Annotated in this window: 18 protein-coding genes and 3 tRNA genes; 9 read left to right on the plus strand and 12 right to left on the minus strand. The window is 71.0% G+C overall.

Annotated features, from left to right (window positions below):
• The first annotated feature begins 12 nt into the window (after positions 1-12).
• Positions 13-339 carry a hypothetical protein gene (locus O7597_RS12695; protein ID WP_281582805.1) on the plus strand — a complete coding sequence of 109 codons (327 nt, stop codon included), beginning with the start codon at positions 13-15 and terminating at the stop codon, positions 337-339.
• 192 nt (positions 340-531) lie between these two features.
• Here O7597_RS12695 and O7597_RS12700 read toward each other — a convergent pair whose 3' ends face one another.
• From O7597_RS12700 to O7597_RS12750, 11 genes are all read right to left on the minus strand, one after another.
• Positions 532-936, minus strand: a complete 405-nt coding sequence (locus tag O7597_RS12700; protein ID WP_281582806.1) for a type II toxin-antitoxin system VapC family toxin — start codon at positions 934-936, stop codon at positions 532-534.
• The gene (locus O7597_RS12705; protein ID WP_269740377.1) at positions 933-1,130 is read right to left on the minus strand and encodes a hypothetical protein; all 198 of its coding nucleotides are present in this window, start codon (positions 1,128-1,130) and stop codon (positions 933-935) included. Before O7597_RS12705 ends, O7597_RS12700 begins: the two co-directional genes overlap by 4 nt.
• A 273-nt stretch (positions 1,131-1,403) precedes the next feature.
• The gene (locus O7597_RS12710) at positions 1,404-1,745 is read right to left on the minus strand and encodes a hypothetical protein (protein WP_269740376.1); all 342 of its coding nucleotides are present in this window, start codon (positions 1,743-1,745) and stop codon (positions 1,404-1,406) included.
• Positions 1,746-1,954: 209 nt separating this feature from the next.
• Positions 1,955-2,028 (minus strand) — tRNA-Phe (locus tag O7597_RS12715).
• 102 nt (positions 2,029-2,130) lie between these two features.
• Positions 2,131-2,204 (minus strand) — tRNA-Asp (locus O7597_RS12720).
• A 33-nt stretch (positions 2,205-2,237) separates the two neighbouring features.
• Positions 2,238-2,310: transfer RNA gene (locus O7597_RS12725), tRNA-Glu, on the minus strand.
• Between the two features lie 154 nt (positions 2,311-2,464).
• Entirely contained in the window at positions 2,465-3,253 is a 789-nt protein-coding gene (locus O7597_RS12730; protein WP_281582807.1) for a polysaccharide deacetylase family protein, read from the minus strand.
• A 150-nt stretch (positions 3,254-3,403) separates the two neighbouring features.
• Positions 3,404-4,345 (minus strand): MerR family transcriptional regulator, encoded by a 942-nt coding sequence (locus tag O7597_RS12735; protein WP_269740374.1) that lies wholly within the window; start codon positions 4,343-4,345, stop codon positions 3,404-3,406.
• Complete coding sequence (gene idi, locus O7597_RS12740) at positions 4,335-4,925, minus strand: isopentenyl-diphosphate Delta-isomerase (protein WP_281582808.1); 591 nt, start codon at positions 4,923-4,925, stop codon at positions 4,335-4,337. The genes O7597_RS12735 and idi overlap by 11 nt, the downstream gene beginning before the upstream one ends.
• Positions 4,926-4,980: 55 nt before the next feature.
• Positions 4,981-6,462, minus strand: a complete 1,482-nt coding sequence (crtI, locus tag O7597_RS12745) for a phytoene desaturase family protein (protein ID WP_281582809.1) — start codon at positions 6,460-6,462, stop codon at positions 4,981-4,983.
• Positions 6,463-6,492: 30 nt separating this feature from the next.
• A complete protein-coding gene (locus O7597_RS12750) occupies positions 6,493-7,647 on the minus strand; it encodes a polyprenyl synthetase family protein (protein WP_269740371.1) in 1,155 nt (384 codons plus the stop codon).
• Between the two features lie 65 nt (positions 7,648-7,712).
• On the opposite strand from O7597_RS12750, the gene O7597_RS12755 reads away from it, so the two are divergent.
• Together O7597_RS12755 and O7597_RS12760 are read left to right on the plus strand one after the other, a co-directional pair.
• Positions 7,713-8,624 carry a phytoene/squalene synthase family protein gene (locus tag O7597_RS12755; protein ID WP_281582810.1) on the plus strand — a complete coding sequence of 304 codons (912 nt, stop codon included), beginning with the start codon at positions 7,713-7,715 and terminating at the stop codon, positions 8,622-8,624.
• Positions 8,621-9,943: a deoxyribodipyrimidine photo-lyase gene (locus O7597_RS12760; RefSeq protein WP_281582811.1), complete on the plus strand. Its 1,323-nt coding sequence runs from the start codon at positions 8,621-8,623 to the stop codon at positions 9,941-9,943. Before O7597_RS12755 ends, O7597_RS12760 begins: the two co-directional genes overlap by 4 nt.
• Here the strand turns inward: O7597_RS12760 and O7597_RS12765 are convergent.
• Positions 9,940-11,304, minus strand: coding sequence for an Nramp family divalent metal transporter (locus tag O7597_RS12765; RefSeq protein WP_269740368.1), 1,365 nt, complete (start codon positions 11,302-11,304; stop codon positions 9,940-9,942). The two genes, O7597_RS12760 and O7597_RS12765, sit on opposite strands and share 4 nt — an antisense overlap.
• A gap of 159 nt (positions 11,305-11,463) precedes the next feature.
• Between O7597_RS12765 and O7597_RS12770 the strand changes: the two genes are divergently transcribed.
• The 6 genes from O7597_RS12770 (at position 11,464) to O7597_RS12795 (ending at position 19,447) form a co-directional block, all read left to right on the plus strand.
• Complete coding sequence (locus tag O7597_RS12770; protein WP_281582812.1) at positions 11,464-12,942, plus strand: NAD(P)/FAD-dependent oxidoreductase; 1,479 nt, start codon at positions 11,464-11,466, stop codon at positions 12,940-12,942.
• Between the two features lie 72 nt (positions 12,943-13,014).
• Positions 13,015-14,016 carry a LacI family DNA-binding transcriptional regulator gene (locus tag O7597_RS12775; protein WP_269740366.1) on the plus strand — a complete coding sequence of 334 codons (1,002 nt, stop codon included), beginning with the start codon at positions 13,015-13,017 and terminating at the stop codon, positions 14,014-14,016.
• A 420-nt stretch (positions 14,017-14,436) separates the two neighbouring features.
• On the plus strand, positions 14,437-15,816 hold the full coding sequence (locus O7597_RS12780; RefSeq protein ID WP_281582813.1) for an extracellular solute-binding protein: 1,380 nt from the start codon (positions 14,437-14,439) through the stop codon (positions 15,814-15,816).
• A 109-nt stretch (positions 15,817-15,925) separates the two neighbouring features.
• A complete protein-coding gene (locus tag O7597_RS12785; protein WP_281582814.1) occupies positions 15,926-16,882 on the plus strand; it encodes a sugar ABC transporter permease in 957 nt (318 codons plus the stop codon).
• A 13-nt stretch (positions 16,883-16,895) separates the two neighbouring features.
• Entirely contained in the window at positions 16,896-17,783 is an 888-nt protein-coding gene (locus tag O7597_RS12790; RefSeq protein ID WP_281582815.1) for a carbohydrate ABC transporter permease, read from the plus strand.
• Positions 17,780-19,447 (plus strand): glycoside hydrolase family 13 protein, encoded by a 1,668-nt coding sequence (locus O7597_RS12795; protein ID WP_281582816.1) that lies wholly within the window; start codon positions 17,780-17,782, stop codon positions 19,445-19,447. Before O7597_RS12790 ends, O7597_RS12795 begins: the two co-directional genes overlap by 4 nt.
• Positions 19,448-19,562: the final 115 nt, after the last annotated feature.

Here is a 19,562-nt window from a genome sequence, read left to right on the forward strand (position 1 = left end):
ATGATCGTTCCCGTGACGATGGATGACTCGGACCCGGTATGGGCCGCCCTGCGTCTCGTCGCTGCGGTCCTCAGCCTTGCCGTGCTCCTACTCGGCGTGCGGGTCGCGGTGACGCGACGGTTTCCCGTGTGCTGGACGCGGGCCGCTCGGCTGACCGAGCGGCAGCGGTCCCAGCCCCTCCGTCGCGGTGGGTTCCTCGCCCTGTGCGGTGCGAGCCTGCTCGTGCAGCAGGTGCCGTTTCTCGCCCCCGTGCCCGTCGCGGTCGGACGGATCCTGTTCGCCCTGGCACTGCTGCTGGTCGTGAGTGCGGTGGGCTGGTTCGCCCTGCTCCGGCGCTGAGATCAACCAGCCGAGGGGCGCAAAGCAGCACGCCGACCGGCGTTTCCGCTGGTCGGCGTCGCAATAGCCCGGCGAAAGGCTATGTGGCCAGGGGCGGGGTCGAACCGCCGACCTTCCGATTCCAGGCACGAGCGGCACTCGGCTCTGCCACCGACCGCTGGCGTAGGGTAGCGGCGGGCCGGGACGGTGCAGCTAAGAGACGTCGAACAGGCGCAGGCCGTCGTACTCCGCGAAGTCGGCGTAGTCCTTGCCGTTGAAGGTCGCCAGCGGAAGCCGGTCGGCCAGGCAGCAGGCCGCGATCCAAGAGTCGTTCGTCGGCCGAGGACGCCCCCGATGCTGCGCCCTCGCCTGGAGCTGGCCCCAGGTGGTCGCCACCGCCTCGTCAAAGGGCAGCAGCACCACGCCGGATCGCCACTGCGCGAGATCAGCGAGCTTGCGCGGCCCCCAGCTCCGCAGCACGGTCCACTTGGTCAACTCTCCGAGCGGGACGAACGTAATACACGGGGTCTTACCGGCCAGCCGGGCACGAAGCCGGTCATGCAGTCGGCCTCGCAGGATCGCCGACGCGACGTCGGTGTCCAGGACGACCAGGCTCACGCGGCACTGGCCCGCCGAGAGGCGTACAGATCGGCGAGGAAGTCATCCAACTCTTCGTCGGACTCGAACAGATCCGGGCGGGCCAGATCGTCGACGGAGGCGACCGGCCGCACGCCCTGACGGCGGGCCAACTCCTCCGCCGGCACATGCTCAGCGGTCGGCCACTCGGACATCCGCTCGGCGTTGCTCGACATCACGACCCACCTCCTCCAACACACACCGTTGCCCATTGTCGCACGGTCAGCACCGGCACCACCGTCACTCGGCCGCGCGGAGAGCCGGAGACACGGCCGAGCCGTCCTGGCCCGGCAAGCCCGGGGTAAGCCACGTCCGCCGGACAACCACGCGGCCGTGCTGGCCACGTGCCGGTAACGGGTCCCAGCCGGTCAATAGCGGTCATAATCCGGCACACCCCCGCTGACCACGCGATCCGGGCAGATGGTCGACCTTGTGGCTGTCGACCGGAGTCAGACGGGGTAGTCGGTCCGATGGACGTAGGTGAGCTGGCCCGGCTCGACGCCCCAACTGATGAGCAGCGCTTTCAGGTCGTTCTCGTCCTGAGCCTGCGCGGTCCGCAGGTCGGTCATGCCGTCACCCGGCCCGATGCACCAGTCGTTGTCGATGTAGCTGGCGTCGAACTCGCGGTGAAACAGGTTGAAGGCCTGCTTGTCACCGGCGGGGGCGGAGGGCCGGATCGGGTGGATGGCGACCCAGGCCCGTTGTCCGGGCGCGGAGGCGGGGACCTCAGCGACGAGTTGCTGCCCGCGCCGGAGCGCGGTGCGGAGCGGGATCGGCCATCCTTCCGTCACGGCGACGATTGAACCATCGGTTGATTCCTGGAAGGCAGCCTGATCTCGCAGCACCGGGCCGCGCGATCCACGTGCGATAGGAGGCCGCAACTGGGGAATTCCGGGGGCAACGAGAGCCAGACCGGGCCGCCGGCCTTCTGGGGCGCAAAGCAGAACGCCGACCGGCGTTTCCGCTGGTCGGCGTCGCAATAGCCCGGCGAAAGGCTATGTGGCCAGGGGCGGGGTCGAACCGCCGACCTTCCGATTTTCAGTCGGACGCTCGTACCAACTGAGCTACCTGGCCGTGGTGCTCGGCTCATGCTACCCAACCTGCGGGATCGCCGCTGGGACGGGTCACATGCCCCGATACGCAGAACGCCGCGCTAGCTGCGCGGCGTCAGCGCTGCGGTCCTGACGGGACTTGAACCCGCGACCTCCGCCTTGACAGGGCGGCGAGCACTCCAACTGCTCCACAGGACCTTGCTGGTGTTGCCTCCGGCCTGAGCCGAACCGTGCCCCCAACGGGATTCGAACCCGTGCTACCGCCTTGAAAGGGCGGCGTCCTGGGCCGCTAGACGATGAGGGCGGCCCCGCCATCATTGCACACTCGCAACGTTGAACGGACTTGCTCCCATCCGGCCCCGCCGGAGGCTTCGAAAGCATACGTGATGGCGTACCGGTCGACCAAACCGGTATGGCGGCAGCCACAACGGCACGGAAAACACCAGCTCAGAGTCGGTCTAGGTGAGCCTGGCGATGCCGTGCTCACGCTTCAGACCGGCGATCACCTTGGCGCAGGCCGCGAGGGTGGCCGCCCGGTTGCCGCCCCCGTCGTGCAGCAGGACCACGGCTCCTGGGCGGGCCGAGCGCTTCACCCGCTTCTCGATGGTGGCCGCCGTCGGCTTGGCCCAGTCCTGCGGGTCGACGGTCCAGTGCAGCGAGCGCATGTCGAGCTGCTTGGCGACCTTCACCACCTCGGCGGTCCACCGGCCCCCGGGCTGACGGTAGAACGGCACCTTCGCCTTCGGCGCCGCCCGCCTGATCTCCCGGTTGGTGCGCACCAGGTCGGCGCGGATCTCGGCGACCGGTCGCCGGGCCAGGTCGAGATCGTGGTTCCAGCTGTGGTTGCAGAGCTGATGCCCCTCCCGGACGATCCGCCGCAGCAGGCCCGGATGCTTGCGGACCTGGGTACCCACCACGCAGAAGGTGGCGGTCACCTTGGCTGCCTTGAGGCGGTCGAGCACCTTCGGGGTCCAGGCCGGATCCGGACCGTCGTCGAAGGTGAGGGCCACCTTGGCGGTGCCGGTGGTGCGGACCAGGCCGGCCGGCAGTTTCGCCGGCAGCGGCCGTAGCGGCGGCTTGGGCGGCACGGCGCGGGTCGGTGACGGAGCGGGCTCCGGTGGCAGGGCGGCCGAGGGCGGCGGGCTGGACGGGACGCTGGCGGCCGGCGTGCCGCCACCGTCGCCGCAACCGGCGACGAGCAGGACGACCAGGCCGGTGAGGGCGGCCAGCAGGGCACGGTGACGCATCGTTCGCTCCCGAGAGGGGTTCGGGGTACGCGGACGCCCCGACGCTAGTTCACCCGATTCGAGTGGGCCGACGCCGGGTCAGGACGCGGCTGCCCTCCGTACGGCCGGGGTGCGGGCCGAGCCGCCGCCGAAGGCTGCCGGGCCGAGCGGTCAGGAGGCGGCCGGACGGTCGATCGAGTCGTGCACGGCGACGGTGAGGGCGACCGCCTCGGTCAGGTCGCTCGGGCGTACCACGCCGACCGGCAGGCTCCGGGCCGGCCAGCCCGGTCCGGCCGCGAGCACCAGCAGCGGCCGGTTCGGCACGGTGAGCAGGGCGGTGAGTTGGGCCGGGTCGGCGGTGGCCCGAGTCTGTGACCAGAGCACCACGGCGGCCGGACCGGTCCGGCCGACGGCGGCGAGCAGCGCGGTCACCGGTACCCGGGCACCGAGCATCCGGTAGCCGACGCCGGCCTCGGCCAAGGCTGCGGCGAGCGCCTCCAGCGGCAGGCTGTGCTGCTCCTCGTCGGCGCAGGCGAGCAGGACGCGCGGTGGCCCGGACGCGGGGCCGGCGGACGCCACCGCACCCAACGCAGCCGAGACACAGCGGGACACCAGGTGCTCGACCTCGATCACGTCGCCGGTGGCGGCGTGCCGCTCGCCGAGACCGACGAGCAGCGGACGCAGCAGCCGGTCCCAGGTCGTGACCACGCCGTCGGCGGCGATGGCGCGGGAGATCGTCTCACCGATGGCCGCGGCGTCCAGCCGCATCGCGGCGCGGGCCAACCCCCGGACCGCCGGCCCGGCCCGGCCGACCGGGATGGTCGTACCGCCGCCGTCGCGTCGTCTGAGCACGGCACGGGAGGCACCGACAGCCGCGAGGGTGTCCGGCGCCTGACGGGCCCAGCGGGCCGCCTCGGCGGGGCTGACTCCCTCGGCGGTGAGCCGCCGCATCACCTCGAGGCGGGCCAGATCGGCCGGGGTGTAACGCCGATGGTGGCCGGGAATGTGCTCGCTGGGCCCGAGGCCGTACCGCTGGTGCCAGGTACGCAGTGTGGTCACCGCGACCCCGAGGCGCTGGGCGACCACGCCCGCGCTCAGCGCCTCATCGGCCACCTGGCCGCTCCGGCGCGTCGTCGGCCGGCTGCCCGGGCGGTTGTGCCGGCTGCCACAGCCGGTCCAGTACGCCACCCAGCCACGGCGCGTAGGCGTCGGGGTCACGGTGCAGCGCGGCGGCGAGCTCGGCCGGCTCCACCCAGCGCAGCTCCGCCACCTCGGTCGGCTCCGGGCGTAACGACCCGTCGGGGTGGAACTCGCCGCGCAGGACATGGTCGTACTCGACCTCGACCCGCCCGGTGGCCGGATCCTCCGCCCGGTAGGCGTAGACGCCGATCTCGCGCAGCGGCACCGGTCCGGCGCCCAGTTCCTCCGACAGCCTGCGGTTGGCCGCCTCGGCCAGCGCCTCCCCCGGCCGCGGATGACCGCAGCAGGAGTTCGCCCAGCGCAACGGGAAGCGGGTCTTCGTCGCCGCGCGCCGCTGGAGCAGCAGCCGGCCGTCCGGCGCCACGAGCAGTACGGAGAACGCCCGATGCAGCTGACCGGGTGGTTGGTGGGCGGCGGCCACCGTGGCCTCCCCGACGGGCTGACCGGTGTCGTCGACCAGTTCGACGAGGTGGCTCTCCCGGGACTGCGGCATCAGCGCCACCCTCCGTTGGTCGACTCGGGGCTCGGCACCGCCTCGCTCCGCATGCTCACCGGGGCTCCCCGGTGATCCGGGCGGCGGCGAGCTTGCCGGAGATCAGCACCATCGGCACGCCGACACCGGGCTGGGTGCCCGAGCCGACGAAGACCACGTTGGACAGCGAGCGGTGCAGGTTCGAGGGTCGGAACGGGCCGGTCTGGAACAGGGTGTGCGCGGAGGCGAACGGCGTACCGGCGGCCATGCCCTGCTCGGCCCACTCCGCCGGGGTGATCGCCCGCAACACCTCGACACCCGCCCCGAAGTCGACGTATCCGCGCTCCTCCAGGGTGGCGATGAGCTGATCGGTGTAGCGGGCGGTGAGGTCGCCGCGCCAGTCGACGGGCGCCCGGTCGAGGTTCGGCACCGGAGCCAGCACGTAGTAGGTGTGCCGGCCGGCGGGTGCCACCGCCGGGTCGGTCCGGCTCGGGTTGGTGACCAGCAGGGACGGGTCGGACATCAGGTGTCCGCGTCGGATGACCTCGTCGAAGGTGCCCTGCCAGGCCCGCCCGAAGTGGATGTTGTGGTGGGCGATCCGCCGGTAGCCCTGGGTCGAACCCACGTGCAGCACGACGCACGAGGGCGAGTAGGTGAGCCGGCGTTGCCGGGCCGGCGGCAGCAGGTCGCGGTAGGCCACCGGTAGGTCGGGGTTGAGCACCACGGCGTCGGCGGGGACGAACTCCCCGTCGGCGGTCACCACCCCGGTGGCCCGGCCGTTCGCGGTCTCCACCCGGGTCACCGTGGTGCCGTACCGGATGCGTACGCCGTGCTTCTCGGCGGCGCCGGCCAGGCCCCGGGAGACCGCGTGGATGCCGCCGCGTGGGAAGAAGACCCCGGCCACCGAGTCGAGGTACGCGATGACCGCGTAGATGGCGAGTGCGTCGTGCGGAGCGAGGCCGGCGTACATCGCCTGGAAGGAGAAGATCCGTCGGGTACGCGGATCCCGGAAGAACTGGTTGATCTTTGTTTGCAGTCGCCGGAAGGCGCCGGTGGCGACGAGCTTGAGCAGGTTGCCGGTGAGCAGGTCGGTCGGCGCGTCGAGATTGCGTTCGATGAAGTCGGCCCGTTCCAGTCGCCACAGGTTCCGGGCGAAGTCGACGAACCGCAGGTAGCCGTCGGCTTCCCGGGGCCCACAGACCCGGGAGATCTCCGCCGCCATCGCGGTGGTGTCGGTGAGCACGTCGAGCGTGGAACCGTCCGGATAGTAGGCACGGTAGGCCGGGTCCAGCGGCACCAGGTCGAGCCAGTCGGTCAGCTCCTCACCGACCGCGGCCAGCGCCTCGGCGATGAGGTCGGGCATGGTGAGCACCGTGGGGCCGGTGTCGAACTCGTAGCCGTCGACGCTGAGCCGACCGGCCCGTCCCCCCGGCACCGGCTCGCGCTCCAGCACGGTCACCTGGCGTCCGCTGCCGGCCAGGTGCAGCGCGCAGGCCAGCCCGCCGAGCCCGGCCCCGACAACCACCACCCGATCAGTACGCCCGTCAACGGTCCGCACCGGCGACCACCTCTCTGTGCACGGAGCCCATCATGCCCGCCGATGGGTGGCGGCGGTCGCGAGGCCGACAAGTGCGGTACGGGCGGTCTCGTCGACGGCGACCGCGTCGAGCGCGGCCAGCGCGTCCTCGACCCGCTCGTCGATCATCCGCTCGATCCGTCGTACGGCGCCGGTGTCGACCACGACCTCGGCGAGCCGGGCGATCTCGGGCCCGTCCGCGCGTCGACCGGCGCCGTCCAGTGCCCGTAGCTGTGTCGGCGTGGCCAGTTCCCGGGCCAGGACCAGCAGCGCCGTCGGTTTGCCGGTACGCAGGTCGTCGCCGGCCGGCTTGCCGGTGGTGGTCGGGTCACCGAAGACGCCGAGCAGGTCGTCGCAGAGCTGAAAGGCCTCGCCCACGGCGAGGCCGTAGCGGGTGTACGCCCCGGCCAGCTCGCTGTTTCCGTCCACGCCGGCCAGGCTGGCGCCGAAGAGCAGCGGTCGCTGCACGGTGTAGCTGGCGGTCTTGTACCGGGCCACCCGGAGCGCCCGGTCCACCGACCAGCTCTGCGGGTCGGTCTCGCCGAGGACGTCGAGGTACTGCCCGGCGACCGTCTCCACCCGCATCCGGTCGTAGCCGCGTCGTACCTGGAGCAGCCGGTCCGCGGGCAGCTCGGCCAGGGCCAGCAACTGGTCGGCCCAGACCATGCAGAGGTCACCGATGAGTACGGCGACCGCCTCGCCGAAGCGCCCGGAGTCGCCGTTGCGGCCGGCCGCGGCGTGCTGGGCGGCCACCGCCACGTGCGCGGTGGGTCGGCCGCGTCGGGTGGCGGAGGCATCCATCACGTCGTCGTGCACCAGCGCGAAGGTGTGCAGCAACTCCAAGGTGGCCAGTGCGGGCAGCACCGGGGTCACCGGCACGTCGCCGCCGACCGCGCCACGCCACCCCCAGTAGGCGAACGTGGGCCGGACCCGCTTGCCGCCGGAGAGGACACAGTCGCGGGCGGTGGCGGCGAAGCCGCCCATCGCCGGGTCGATCGCGGTGAGCGCGTCGACCTCGGCGGTCAGGAACTCGGCGAGCGTGTTGTCGACGGCGATGACGATGTCGCGCGTGTAGGCGGCCAGCACCGCAGCGATCGGGTCGTCTCCACCGACCGGCTGCTCAGGGACCACGCGAAGGAGGTTACCGGTTGGTCCGTCGCTGGCCATGCCGCTGAGCGTACCCTAGGGTCTCAAGTTGCGTCGATTGGTGCGTCGAATCAGAGGAGGGCCCGGTGGACCTGGATCTCGCCGCTGCCTACGACAGATGCCGTGAGCTGCACAGACGGCACGGCCGCACCTACTATCTCGCCACTCGGCTGCTGCCCGCATGGAAACGGCGGCATGTGCACGCTTTATATGGGTTCACTCGCTACGCCGACGAGATCGTCGACCAGACCGACGCCCTGCCGGCGGCCGAGCGTGCGGCCCGGCTGGACGACTGGGGTGGACGGTTCGTCGCCGGGCTGCACGGTGCGCCGGTGACCGACCCGCTGCTGCCGGCGGTACTGCACACCATCGCCGTGTTCGACCTCGACCGGGAGGACTTCGCCTCGTTCCTCAAGAGCATGGCGATGGACCTGACCGTCACCTCGTACCGCACCTACGAGCACCTGCTGGACTACATGGAGGGTTCGGCCGCGGTCATCGGCACGATGATGCTGCCCATCCTGGGCAGCTCCGATCCGGTCGCGGCCCGCGAGCCCGCCCGCCAGCTCGGCTTCGCCTTCCAGCTGACCAACTTCATCCGGGACGTCGGCGAGGACCTGGCCCGGGGGCGGACCTACCTGCCCGACGAGGATCTGGCCGCCTTCGGCGTGACGCGGGACGACCTTACCGCCTGCGCCGCCGCCGGGCGGGCCAGCGAGCCGGTCCGCGAACTCATCCGGTACGAGGTGACCCGCGCCCAGGCGCACTACCTCGCCGCGGCGCCGGGCGTGGTCCTGCTCGACGGTGCCTCGCAGGCCTGTATCCGTACCGCCTACCTGCTGTACGGCGGCATCCTCGACGAGGTGGCCGGCCAGGACTACGACGTCTTCGCCCGCCGCGCCACCGTGCCGCAGCGGCGCCGGCTGGGCGTGGCCACCCGCGCCCTGCTGTCACCGGCCGGCAGCCCGGTCGCCGTGCCCGGTCCGCCGCCGCGGTGAGCGACCGTACCGCCGTCGTGCTGTTCACCCGCGACCTGCGGGTGCACGACCACCCGGCCCTGGCGACCAGCTGCGCCGCCTTCGACCGCGTGGTCCCGCTGTACGTGCTGGACCCCGCGCTCGCCGAACTGTCGCCGAACCGCACCCGCTTCCTGCACCAGAGCCTCGCCGCGCTCCGCGAGGCGCTGCGTGGGCTCGGCGGTGACCTGGTGCTGCGACACGGTGATCCGGTGGCCGAGACGATCCGGCTGGCCGGCGAGGTGGGTGCCGAGGGCGTCGCGCTCTCCGCGGACGTCTCCCGGTACGCGGCCCGCCGGGCGCGACGCCTGGGCGCCGAGTGCGACCGGCACCGGCTGTGTCTGAGGTTCTTTCCCGGCCTGACGGTGGTCGAGCCGGGAGAGCTGACCCCGGCCGGCGGTGACCACTACCGGGTGTTCAGTCCGTACCACCGGGCGTGGAGTGCCCGGCAGTGGCGGGCGGAACTGTCGGCGCCGACCACCCTGACGTTGCCGGCCGGCGTGCCGGTCGGGCGCCTGCCGGCGCTGCCGCCGGGAGAGTCGCCGGACGCGGTCGCCGGCGGGGAGGACGAGGCGCGACGTCGGTTGGCGCGGTGGCGGCCCGACGTCGCGCGCTACGGCGACCGCCACGACGACATGGCCGGCGACGCCACCTCCCGGCTCAGTCCGTACCTACGCTTCGGCTGCCTGTCACCGTTGACCGTGGCCAACGCGATCGACGACCGGGAGTCGCCGTTCGTCCGGCAACTCTGCTGGCGGGACTTCTACCACCAGGTGACCGCGGCCTTCCCCGACCTGCCCCGCAAGGCGTACCGACGTCGGGCGACCGAGCAATGGCGCTACGACGAGCAGGCCCTCACCGCCTGGGCGCAGGGGCGCACCGGGCTGCCGGTCGTGGACGCCGGCATGCGTCAGCTACGGGCGCAGGGATGGCTGCACAACCGCGCCCGCCTCATCACCGCCGGCTACCTGACCAAGACGCTCGGGCTGGACTGGCGGGACGGGCAGGCGGTCTACTTCCGGTGGCTGCTCGACGGCGACATCGCCGACAACTCGGGCAACTGGCAGTGGGTCGCCGGCACCGGCAACGACACCCGGCCGTACCGGGGATTCAACCCGGTCCGGCAGGCCGAGCGGTACGACCCCGACGGCGCGTACGTGCGGCGGTGGGTGCCCGAGTTGGTCTCGGTGGCCGGTGGGGCGGTGCACCAGCCGTGGCGACTACCCGAAGCGGTGCGCCGCACCCTCGACTATCCGCCGCCGCTGGAGCCGCCCGGCGAAACCCCGGTCTGGCTGCGTTAACCGAGCACCTGCTGCCACAGGTAGTACAGCGCGAAGCCGGCGAAGAACACGATCGCGATCACCACGAGCCCGGTGGCTACCCGACCGGCGCGCAGCGCGGCCGGCAGCGTACGCCGGTTGAGCCAGAGCACGAGCGCCGCGACCAGCGGAATGTGCAGGGCCTCGATCGACCCCGCCACGGTGAGCAGCGCCACCGGATCGCCGAAGATCACGAACACCGCGAACGGCAGCACCGCGAGCCAGCCGATGACGGCGACCCGGCCGATGACCAGCGGTCGGGCCCACGGCCGCTGCGTGAGGTGGTCCGGCAGGGCCTTGCGGATGCCGTCGGTGTACAGCCGCTTCCAGCCGTCGATGTTGGTCAGCGTGGCCGTCCAGAAGGCCGAGATGAGGCCCACCACCATCAACCAGAACCCGACACTTCCGAAGACCTCACTGAACAGCGTGGTCAGGTCCCGGGCGACGTCGGACTCGGCGGGCACGATGCCCTCCGGACGCAGCAGTTCCGCACCGAGCACCAGGAAGGCCACCGTGATGATCCCGACGCCCACGACGGCGAACGTCGAGTCGAGCGTCATGGTCCGCAGCCACTGACGTACCCGGGCCACCTGACCGTCGTCCAGGCCGCGCGGGTCGAGCCGGGTCGGCTCCTCCAGCGCGCCGACACCCACACCCTTCGCCGCGACCCAGTACGAGTACCACATCAGCCCGGCGGCACCGTTTGACAGGAATCCGAGCCAGGGCAGGATGTCGGCGACCACAAGATCCTCGGGCACGTTGGGCACCACACCCGATGCCGCCTCGCCGAGGTCGGGGCCGACGAGGACGGCGGCCAGCACCACTCCGACCGCCAGCAGCAGCCCGATGACCCGGGACACCCACTCCACGCCGGTGTAGTGGCCGAACAGCACCAGACCAGCCGCCGCCGCGATGACCACCGCGGTCCAGAGTTGGATCGGACCGGGTACGGCCAGGGTGAAGGCGCTGCCAGCGGCGCTCGCGATGCCGGCGATGGCGGCGACACCCACCACCAGCTGCGGCACCAGGATGACCCACAGCGCCCAGCCACGGGGACCGGGCAGCTCCGCCATCCCGCTGAGCAACCGTCGGCCGGTCACCACGCTGTAGCGCCCGATCTCCCGGGTCACGAAGAGCTTGAGCAGTAGGGCCGCGACCAGCGCCCACAGCAGGGCGTACCCGTACTGGGCGCCGACCCGGGGCGTGAACAGCAGTTCTCCGGTGGCCAGGGCGGCCAGCGCCCAGAGCACACCGGGGCCGATGTAGCCGAGTTTGGCGCGGCCGGTCGGCGGCTCCGGCACCGTCACCCGTCGTTCGCGGCTGCTGACCAGCGCCTCTTCCATCACCCGTACCCTTCGTTGTCGGTTTCTGCTGTCCTTGGCCCTACCCATGGGGCCCGGCGTCGTACCGGTCGGGCGCGGATCCAGTCGGTCCCGCCCCCTGTCCGCCGACATTGGCGTGGCCGGGTGGCCGAGGGCCGCCCGGTGCGCGATGCTGGCGGCATGGCGGAGCCGGAACTGGTCGACGTGGTGGTGCTCGGACTCGGAGTCGGCGGGGAGGAGGTCGCCGGTCGGCTGGCGGAGGCCGGGCTCACCGTGGTCGGCGTGGAACGCGACCTGGTCGGCGGGGAGTGTCCCTACTGGGGGTGCGTGCCGAGCAAGATGATGATCCGGGCAGCGAACGCGATCGCCGAGGCCCGCCGGGTCGACGGCCTCGGCGGCACCGCACAGGTCACCCCGGACTGGGCGCCGGTGGCGAAACGGATCCGGGCGGAGGCCACCGACAACTGGGACGACCGGGTGGCGGTGCAGCGGTTCACCGACAAGGGCGGGCGCTTCGTACGCGGCAGCGGCCGACTCGACGGACCGGGTCGGGTGCGGGTCGGCGACCAGGTCTTCCAGGCTCGCCACGGCATCGTGCTGGGTACCGGCACCCGCCCGTCGGTGCCACCGGTGGACGGGCTGGCGGACACCCCGTACTGGACCAACCGCGAGGCCATCGAGGTCGAGGAACTGCCCGGCTCGCTGCTGGTGCTGGGCGGCGGCGCGATCGGGCTCGAACTGGCGCAGGTCTTCGCCCGCTTCGGCGTACGGGTCACCGTGGTCGAGGCGCTCGACCGGGTGCTGGCCGTCGAGGAGCCGGAGTCGTCCGAGGCGGCGGCCGCCGCGTTGCGGGCCGACGGGGTGGAGATCCACACCAGGGTCAAGGCCGCCCGGGTCGAACACGGCGTCGGCGGGTTCACCCTGCGCGGCACCGGGGGCGAGGAGTTCACCGCCGAGCGGCTGCTGGTGGTGACCGGCCGCCGCGCCCACCTCGACGAGTTGGGGCTGGACTCGGTGGGCGTCGACCCGGGCGGGCGGTACCTGCCGGTGGACGACCGGCTGCACGTCACCGAGGGAATCTGGGCGGTCGGCGACGTCACCGGCGAGGGTGCCTTCACTCACGTCGCGATGTATCAGGCGTCCATCGTGGTCGCCGACGTGCTCGACCACACGCGACGGTCGCGGGGCGGCGCGGACCCGAGCGGTACGGCCAGCGTGGTCGGCGGCGCGGTCGGCGTGGCCAGTTCGCTGGCCGCCACCGGATCGAGCGGTTCGGCGGGTTCGGTGCCCCGCGCCGACTACCGGGCGTTGCCCCGGGTCACCTTCACCGATCCGGAGATCGGCGCGGTCGGTCTCACCGAGCAGCAGGCCCGCGACCGCGGCATCAACGTGCAGGTCGGCTTCACCCGGCTGGCGTCGTCCGCCCGTGGCTGGATCCACGGCACCGACGACGACGGCTTCATCAAGCTCGTCGCGGACGCCGACCAGGGGGTGTTGATCGGGGCCACCTCGGCCGGCCCGGCCGGCGGCGAGGTGCTGTCGGGCCTGGCCGTGGCCGTGCACGCGGCCGTACCGCTGAGCCAGCTCCGGCACATGATCTACGCGTACCCGACCTTCCACCGCGCGATCTCCGACGCGCTGCGCAATCTCGGACAGTGACCGGACACCATCCGTCATCCACCGACAGATGGCTGTTCTTTTCTTGCAGAGCCTCGGCGTACTATTGCGGCCGTGACGAAGAGACTGACCGAGGTCGCCCGCAAGGCAGGCGTCAGCGAAGCCACCGTGAGCCGGGTGCTCAACGGCCGCGATGGCGTGGCCGAGGCGACCCGGACGGCGGTGCTGACCGCCCTGGACGTGCTCGGTTACGAGCGGCCGAGCAAGCTGCGCGGTGAACGTGCCCGACTGGTCGGGCTGGTGTTGCCCGAGTTGCAGAACCCGATCTTCCCGGCGCTGGCCGAGGTGGTCACCGGCTCGCTGGCCCAACGCGGCTTCACCCCGGCGCTGTGCGCCCGCACCATCGGTGGCGTCTCCGAGTCCGCGTACGTCGAGATGCTGCTGGACCATCAGGTCTCCGGCGTGATCTTCGCCGGCGGGTCGTATGCGCTGGCCGACGCGTCGCACGAGCACTACCGCCGGCTGACCGACCGGGGGTTGCCGGTGGTGCTGGTCAACGCGGGTGTGGACGAACTCGGCTTCCCCCGGGTCTCCACGGACGACGCGGTCGCGGTCGAGCAGGCGTACGGCCACCTGCGCTCGTTGGGGCACGAACGGATCGGCCTGGTGCTCGGGCCCGAGGACCACGTGCCGTCACGGCGGAAACTGACCGCCATGCGCCGCGTCATCGGCTGGGACGAGGGGGCGGAGTGGGTCGAGCGCTCCAGCTTCTCGATGGAAGGTGCCCGGGTCGCGGCGACCAAGCTGGTCGACCGGGGAGTCACCGGGATCATCTGCGCCAGCGACGTGTTGGCTCTGGGCGCCATCCGCGCGGTGCGCCGGCTCGGCCGCTCGGTGCCCGACGACGTGTCGGTGGTCGGCTACGACGACTCGGCGTTCATGACCTGCACCGATCCGCCGCTGACCACCGTCCGGCAGCCGATCGAGACGATGGGGCAGGCGGCCGTGGACCTGCTGGTCACTCAGATCGAGGGCGGGGGTGTGCTCACCGACGAGTTGCTCTTCGAGCCCGAACTGGTGGTGCGTGGCTCGACCGCCCCCACGCCCCGTTCCTGACCGTTGTCCCCACCGGCTATCGGCGATGATCCGACGTGCCGGCGGCACCGTCGCACGGCCATCGACGTGACCGGTCGTCGCCCTTCCGGCTGAACCCGAGATCCTCGGCCGCCGTCCGCTGCCTGCGGTCGGCGGCCGCTTCGTCATGCCGTCGGGTAGTGGTCCCATGCCTTCCTATCGCCACCACCGCCGGGCAGTCACGATCTGCCGCAAGCAAGTCGCATATTTTCACTTCTACATTCGAACCTTGCTGAATCAAGTCGCCGACGTTACAGTGACTCCACTCACACCTGGCCGCCGGTAGGTAACGGAGGGTCAGGGGTGCAGCGCGGACACGATCACCAGCAGGTTTCGCGGCGTGGCACACCAACCGCCGATCACCGACTTCACCTCGACACCCGTTCCCGAAGGGATGGACAGATGTCCGTACCGCAGTACCGGAAGGCAGCCGCGTTGACGCTCGTGGCCGGTCTGGGGCTCGGCCTCGCGGCCTGCTCCACCAAGAGCGGCGACACCAGCGGCGACGCGAGCGGCAAGGTCACCATCACCGTCGACTGCCAGCCGGTCGGCGCCCAGAAAGAACTGCTGCAAAACTGGAACGCCGACGTCGCCGAGTTCCAGCGGCAGAACCCCGACATCGTCGTCAAGAGCGTGAGCGTCGGCGAGCAGTGCAACAACCCGCCGGACTTCACCGCCCGACTGGCCGGCGGCACCGTGACGGACGTGTTCTACGGGTACATGACCGACCTGCAGCAGGTGCTCGACTCCGGCCAGGCGATGGACATCACCGAGTACGCCACCACGGACACCGTCCCCACCTGGGACAGCGTCGACCCGGCCCTGAAGGAGGTCTTCACCGACGACGGGAAGCTCTACGCCGTGCCGGTGAAGAACTATTCCATGGGCCTGGTCTACAACAAGGTGCTGTTCCAACGGGCCGGTCTCGACGTGAACAACCCGCCGAAGACGTGGGCCGAGGTCCGGGACGCCGCCAAGAAGATCTCCGCGCTCGGCGACGGCATCGCCGGCTACGCGGAGTACAGCGCCGGCAACACCGGCGGCTGGCACTTCACCGCTCTGCTCTACTCGCAGGGCGGCCAGGTGCTGACCGCCGACGGCGGCAAGGCCGACTTCAACAACGCCGTGGGTCGGCAGGTCCTGCAGAACCTCAAGGACATGCGCTACGGCGACGACAGCATGGGCGATCGTCAGCTGCTCCAGTGGGGCGACCTGTTGACCAACGCGGGTGCGGGCAAGGTCGGTATGTTCATCGGCGCCCCGGACGCCACCCAGGCGATCGTCAGCCAGTTCCAGGGCAAATTCGAGGACTGGGCGATGGGGCCGCTGCCTGGCCAGGACGGCCCGGCCAAGAGCACGCTCGGTGGTGGCGAGGGCTACTTCTTCAAGAAGGACCTCACTCCGGAGCAGGTCCGCGCCGGTCTCAAGTGGATCGCGTACCAGAAGCTCACGCCCGGCAAGGGCCAGCTGGACTACGTCCGGGCCAAGCCACAGAACTACCCGGTCGGTCTGCCGCAGCCGCTGCTGTTCACCAACGGCAGCCAGGCGCAGCAGCAGGAGCTGGAGCTGCGCAAGGCCAACGCGAATGTGGACACCGCGAACTTCGCGAACTTCGAGGCGAATCCGGTCCCGATCAAGGGTGAGCCGCGCAATGCGCAGGCGATCTACGCGGTGCTGGACGCGGTGATGTCGGGAGTGCTGACGAACCCGAACGCCAACATCGACGCGCTGCTCAAGACCGCCGAGGACAAGGTCAACAAGCTCCTCGCCACCGCGAGCTGAGCGCGGGGCGGGGGCCTGCTCTCCGGCCCCCGCCCCGACCGCAGCGCCCCGATCCACCGTCCGGGGGCGGCGTAGCACTGACCGGTCACCCAGCCCACCAGGAGTTGCCTTGGCGATCACCACCGTCCCGGGTGCCGTGCGCGCACCGGGTCGACCCGCCCCGTCGCCGCCGGCAGGGCCACCGCGTTCCAGCCTCGGCCGCAAGGTACGGGACAATCTCACCGGACACGCGTTCCTGCTCGGTGCGGTGCTCTGCTTCGCGGTCTTCTCCTGGTATCCGATGGTCCGCGGCGTCGTGATGAGCTTCCAGCGCACCCGGCGCGGCGAAACCACCTGGGTCGGCTGGGACAACTACCTTCAGATCCTCGACGACCCCAGCTTCTGGACCGCCTGGCAGAACACCTTCTATTTCACCGCCCTGGCCCTCGTCCTCGGGTACGCGGTGCCGTTCTTCGTGGCGATCCTGCTCAACGAGTTCCGCCACGCCCGTGGGTACCTCCGGATCCTGGTCTACCTGCCGGTGATGCTGCCGCCCGCCTCGGCGCTGTTCCTGTTCAAGTTCTACGCGTACGACCCCAGCGACGCGGGGCTGTTCAACGCGATCCTCAAGGCCTTCGGCCTGCCCACGTCGCAGTGGATGCAGTCGCCGGAGATGACGATGCCGGCGATGGTGATCGCGTCGACCTGGATGAACATGGGCAGCGCCGTGCTGATCTACCTGGCCGCGTTGCAGAACATCCCGGGCGAGCTGTACGAGGCGGCCGAGCTGGACGGGGCCGGGATCTGGCGGCGGATCATGCACGTCACCATCCCGCAGACCCGGCTGATTCTCGCGCTACTGGCGATGCTCCAGATCGTCGCCACCATGCAGCTCTTCATCGAGCCGCTGATCCTCGCCAACGGCGCGGGCGCGGAGGACTCAGCGACCTCGGTCGCGTACCTCATCTACCAACACGGGTTCTTCCAGAACGATCTCAACGGCGCGGCGGCACTCGGAGTGATCATGCTGGTGGTGCTGGCCGGGTTCTCCGCCGTCTACCTGCGGCTCACCGCGAGACAGGACTAGGAGGAGACCACCCATGGCACCGGACACCGGGACCCGGACCCTCATCTCACAGGCCCAGCTTCGGCGCGGTCGCGGACGGGCTGCCTACTGGATGCTGCTCGCCGTCGTGGTCGTCGGGTTCACGCTCGTCTTCCTCGGGCCGCTCTACTGGATGGTCACCGGAGCCCTCAAGTCCGGCCAGGAGATCGCGCAGACCCCACCGTCGCTGTTCCCGCAGGATCCACAGTGGCAGAACTACGCCGACGCCTGGCACAACCTGGCGCTGGCCAAGCTGCTGTTCAACACCTTCTACTACGCGACCGGCGCGGTGCTGTTCCAACTGGTCTTCGACACCGCCGCGGCGTACGCCCTGTCGAAGCTCCGCCCGGTCCTCGGCAACGTGATCCTCGGCATGATGCTGGCCACGCTGATGATCCCGGCGATGGTCCTCATCGTCCCGCAGTACGTGACCGTGATCGACCTGCCGATCCTGCACATCAACCTGCTCGACTCGCCGTTCGCGATCTGGCTTCCCCTGGTCGCCAACGCGTTCAACATCTTCCTGCTGAAGCGGTTCTTCGACTCGATTCCGGAGGACCTGATGGCGGCCGCCCTGATGGACGGGGCGACGCCACTGCGCACGCTCTGGTCGATCGTGCTGCCGATGTCGCGGCCCATCCTCGGCGTTGTCTCGATCTTCGCGGTGACCGCGGTCTGGAAGGACTTCCTCTGGCCGAAGCTGGTCATGCCGTCCCCCGAGACCCGCACGGTAAGCGTGGGGATCTACGCCTTCGCCGGCGGTACGCCGATGAACGTGGTGATCGCCGCGTCGGTGATCGCCGCGATACCGACCGTCGTCATCTTCCTGGTGTTTCAGCGAAACATCATGTCCGGCCTCACCACGGGCGGTCTCAAGGGATGACCGCCGACCCCAGAAAGCAGGTGCGCGTGTCCGCAGCAGCCAGTGGTCCGTGGTGGCGGGGAGCGGTGATCTACCAGGTGTACCCGCGCAGCTTCGCCGACGGAAACGGTGACGGCATCGGCGACATCGCCGGCATCCGATCACGGCTGAACTACCTGTCGGCGCTCGGCGTCGACGCCATCTGGTTCAGCCCCTGGTACCCCTCCCCGATGGCCGACGCCGGCTACGACGTCGCCGACCATCGCGACATCGACCCCGTCTTCGGCAGCTTGGCCGAGGCGGAGGCGCTGATCGCGGAGGCGCACGCGCTCGGCATCCGGACCATCGTCGACGTGGTGCCGAACCACTGCTCCGCCGCACACCCCTGGTTCCAGGCGGCGTTGGCCGGCGGTCCGGGAGCACCGGAGCGGGAGCTGTTCTGGTTCCGGCCGGGGCGCGGCCCGAACGGCGACCAGCGCCCGACCGACTGGGTGGGCGAGTTCGGCGGGCCGACCTGGACCCGGACCACCGACCCGGACGGCACGCCCGGTGACTGGTACCTGCACCTCTTCGCCCCCGAACAGCCGGACCTCAACTGGGACCATCCGCGGGTGCGCGCCGAGTTCGAGGACATCCTGCGGTTCTGGTTCGACCGGGACGTGGACGGTATCCGGATCGACTCGGCCGGGCTGCTGGTCAAGGACTCGACGTTGCCCGAGATCGTGGCAGATCGGCCGCACCCCTTCCACGACGTCGACGGGGTGCACGAGATATACCGGGACTGGCGGCGGATCGCCGACGCGTATCCGGGGGACCGGGCCCTGATCGGTGAGGTGTGGCTGCCGGACCGCCAGCGGTTCGCCCGCTACCTGCGCCCGGACGAACTGCATGCCGCGTTCAACTTCGATTTTCTCGGCTGCGCCTGGGACGCCACCGCACTACGGGAGAGCATCGACGGCACGTTGCACGCACACGCTCCGGTCGGTGCCCCCGCCACCTGGGTGCTCGCCAACCACGACGTCACCCGGCAGGTGACCCGCTACGGCCGGGCGGACACCACGTTCAGCTTCGCGGCCAAGCGCGAGGGCATCCCCACCGACCTGGAACTGGGCACCCGCCGTGCCCGCGCCGCGGCGCTGCTGTCGCTGTCGCTGCCCGGCGCCGCCTACGTCTACCAGGGTGAGGAACTGGGGCTGTGGGAGGTCGAGGACATCCCAGCCGCGCTCCGGCAGGACCCGATGTTCGTCCGCTCCGGCGGGGTCGACCCGGGCCGCGACGGCTGCCGGGTTCCGCTGCCCTGGTCGGGGGACGTGCCGCCCTACGGCTTCAGCCCCGATGACGCGAGCCACGTGCCGTGGCTGCCGCAACCCGCCGACTGGAAGGACCGCACGGCCCGGACTCAGGCCGGAGACCCGCATTCGATGCTGGAGCTGTACCGGAGGGCGATCGCGCTGCGGCGTACCGAGGCGGCGCTCGGCGACGGGACGCTCACCTGGTTGCCGACACCCGACGACGTGCTGGCGTTCCGCCGGGAACCCGGCTTCACCTGCCTGGTCAATTTGTCCGGCAGTGCCGTGCCATTACCGCCGCACACCGACACGTTGCTGGCCAGCGGCCCGCTCGACGACGACCGGCTACCCCCGGACACCGCCATCTGGCTGCGTACCCCGGGCCGGTCCGGGTGACTCCCGCCGCGCCAGCACACCACCGACCGAACCACCAGCCCGCGCCGACGAGGAGGTACCCGCACCGCCGTTCCGCCATCACCACGGGGGACCTGGCCACCTGAGAAAGGGAGCG

The sequence above is a fragment of the Verrucosispora sp. WMMC514 genome, assembly GCF_027497295.1.
Taxonomy (GTDB): Bacteria; Actinomycetota; Actinomycetes; order Mycobacteriales; family Micromonosporaceae; genus Micromonospora; species Micromonospora palythoicola.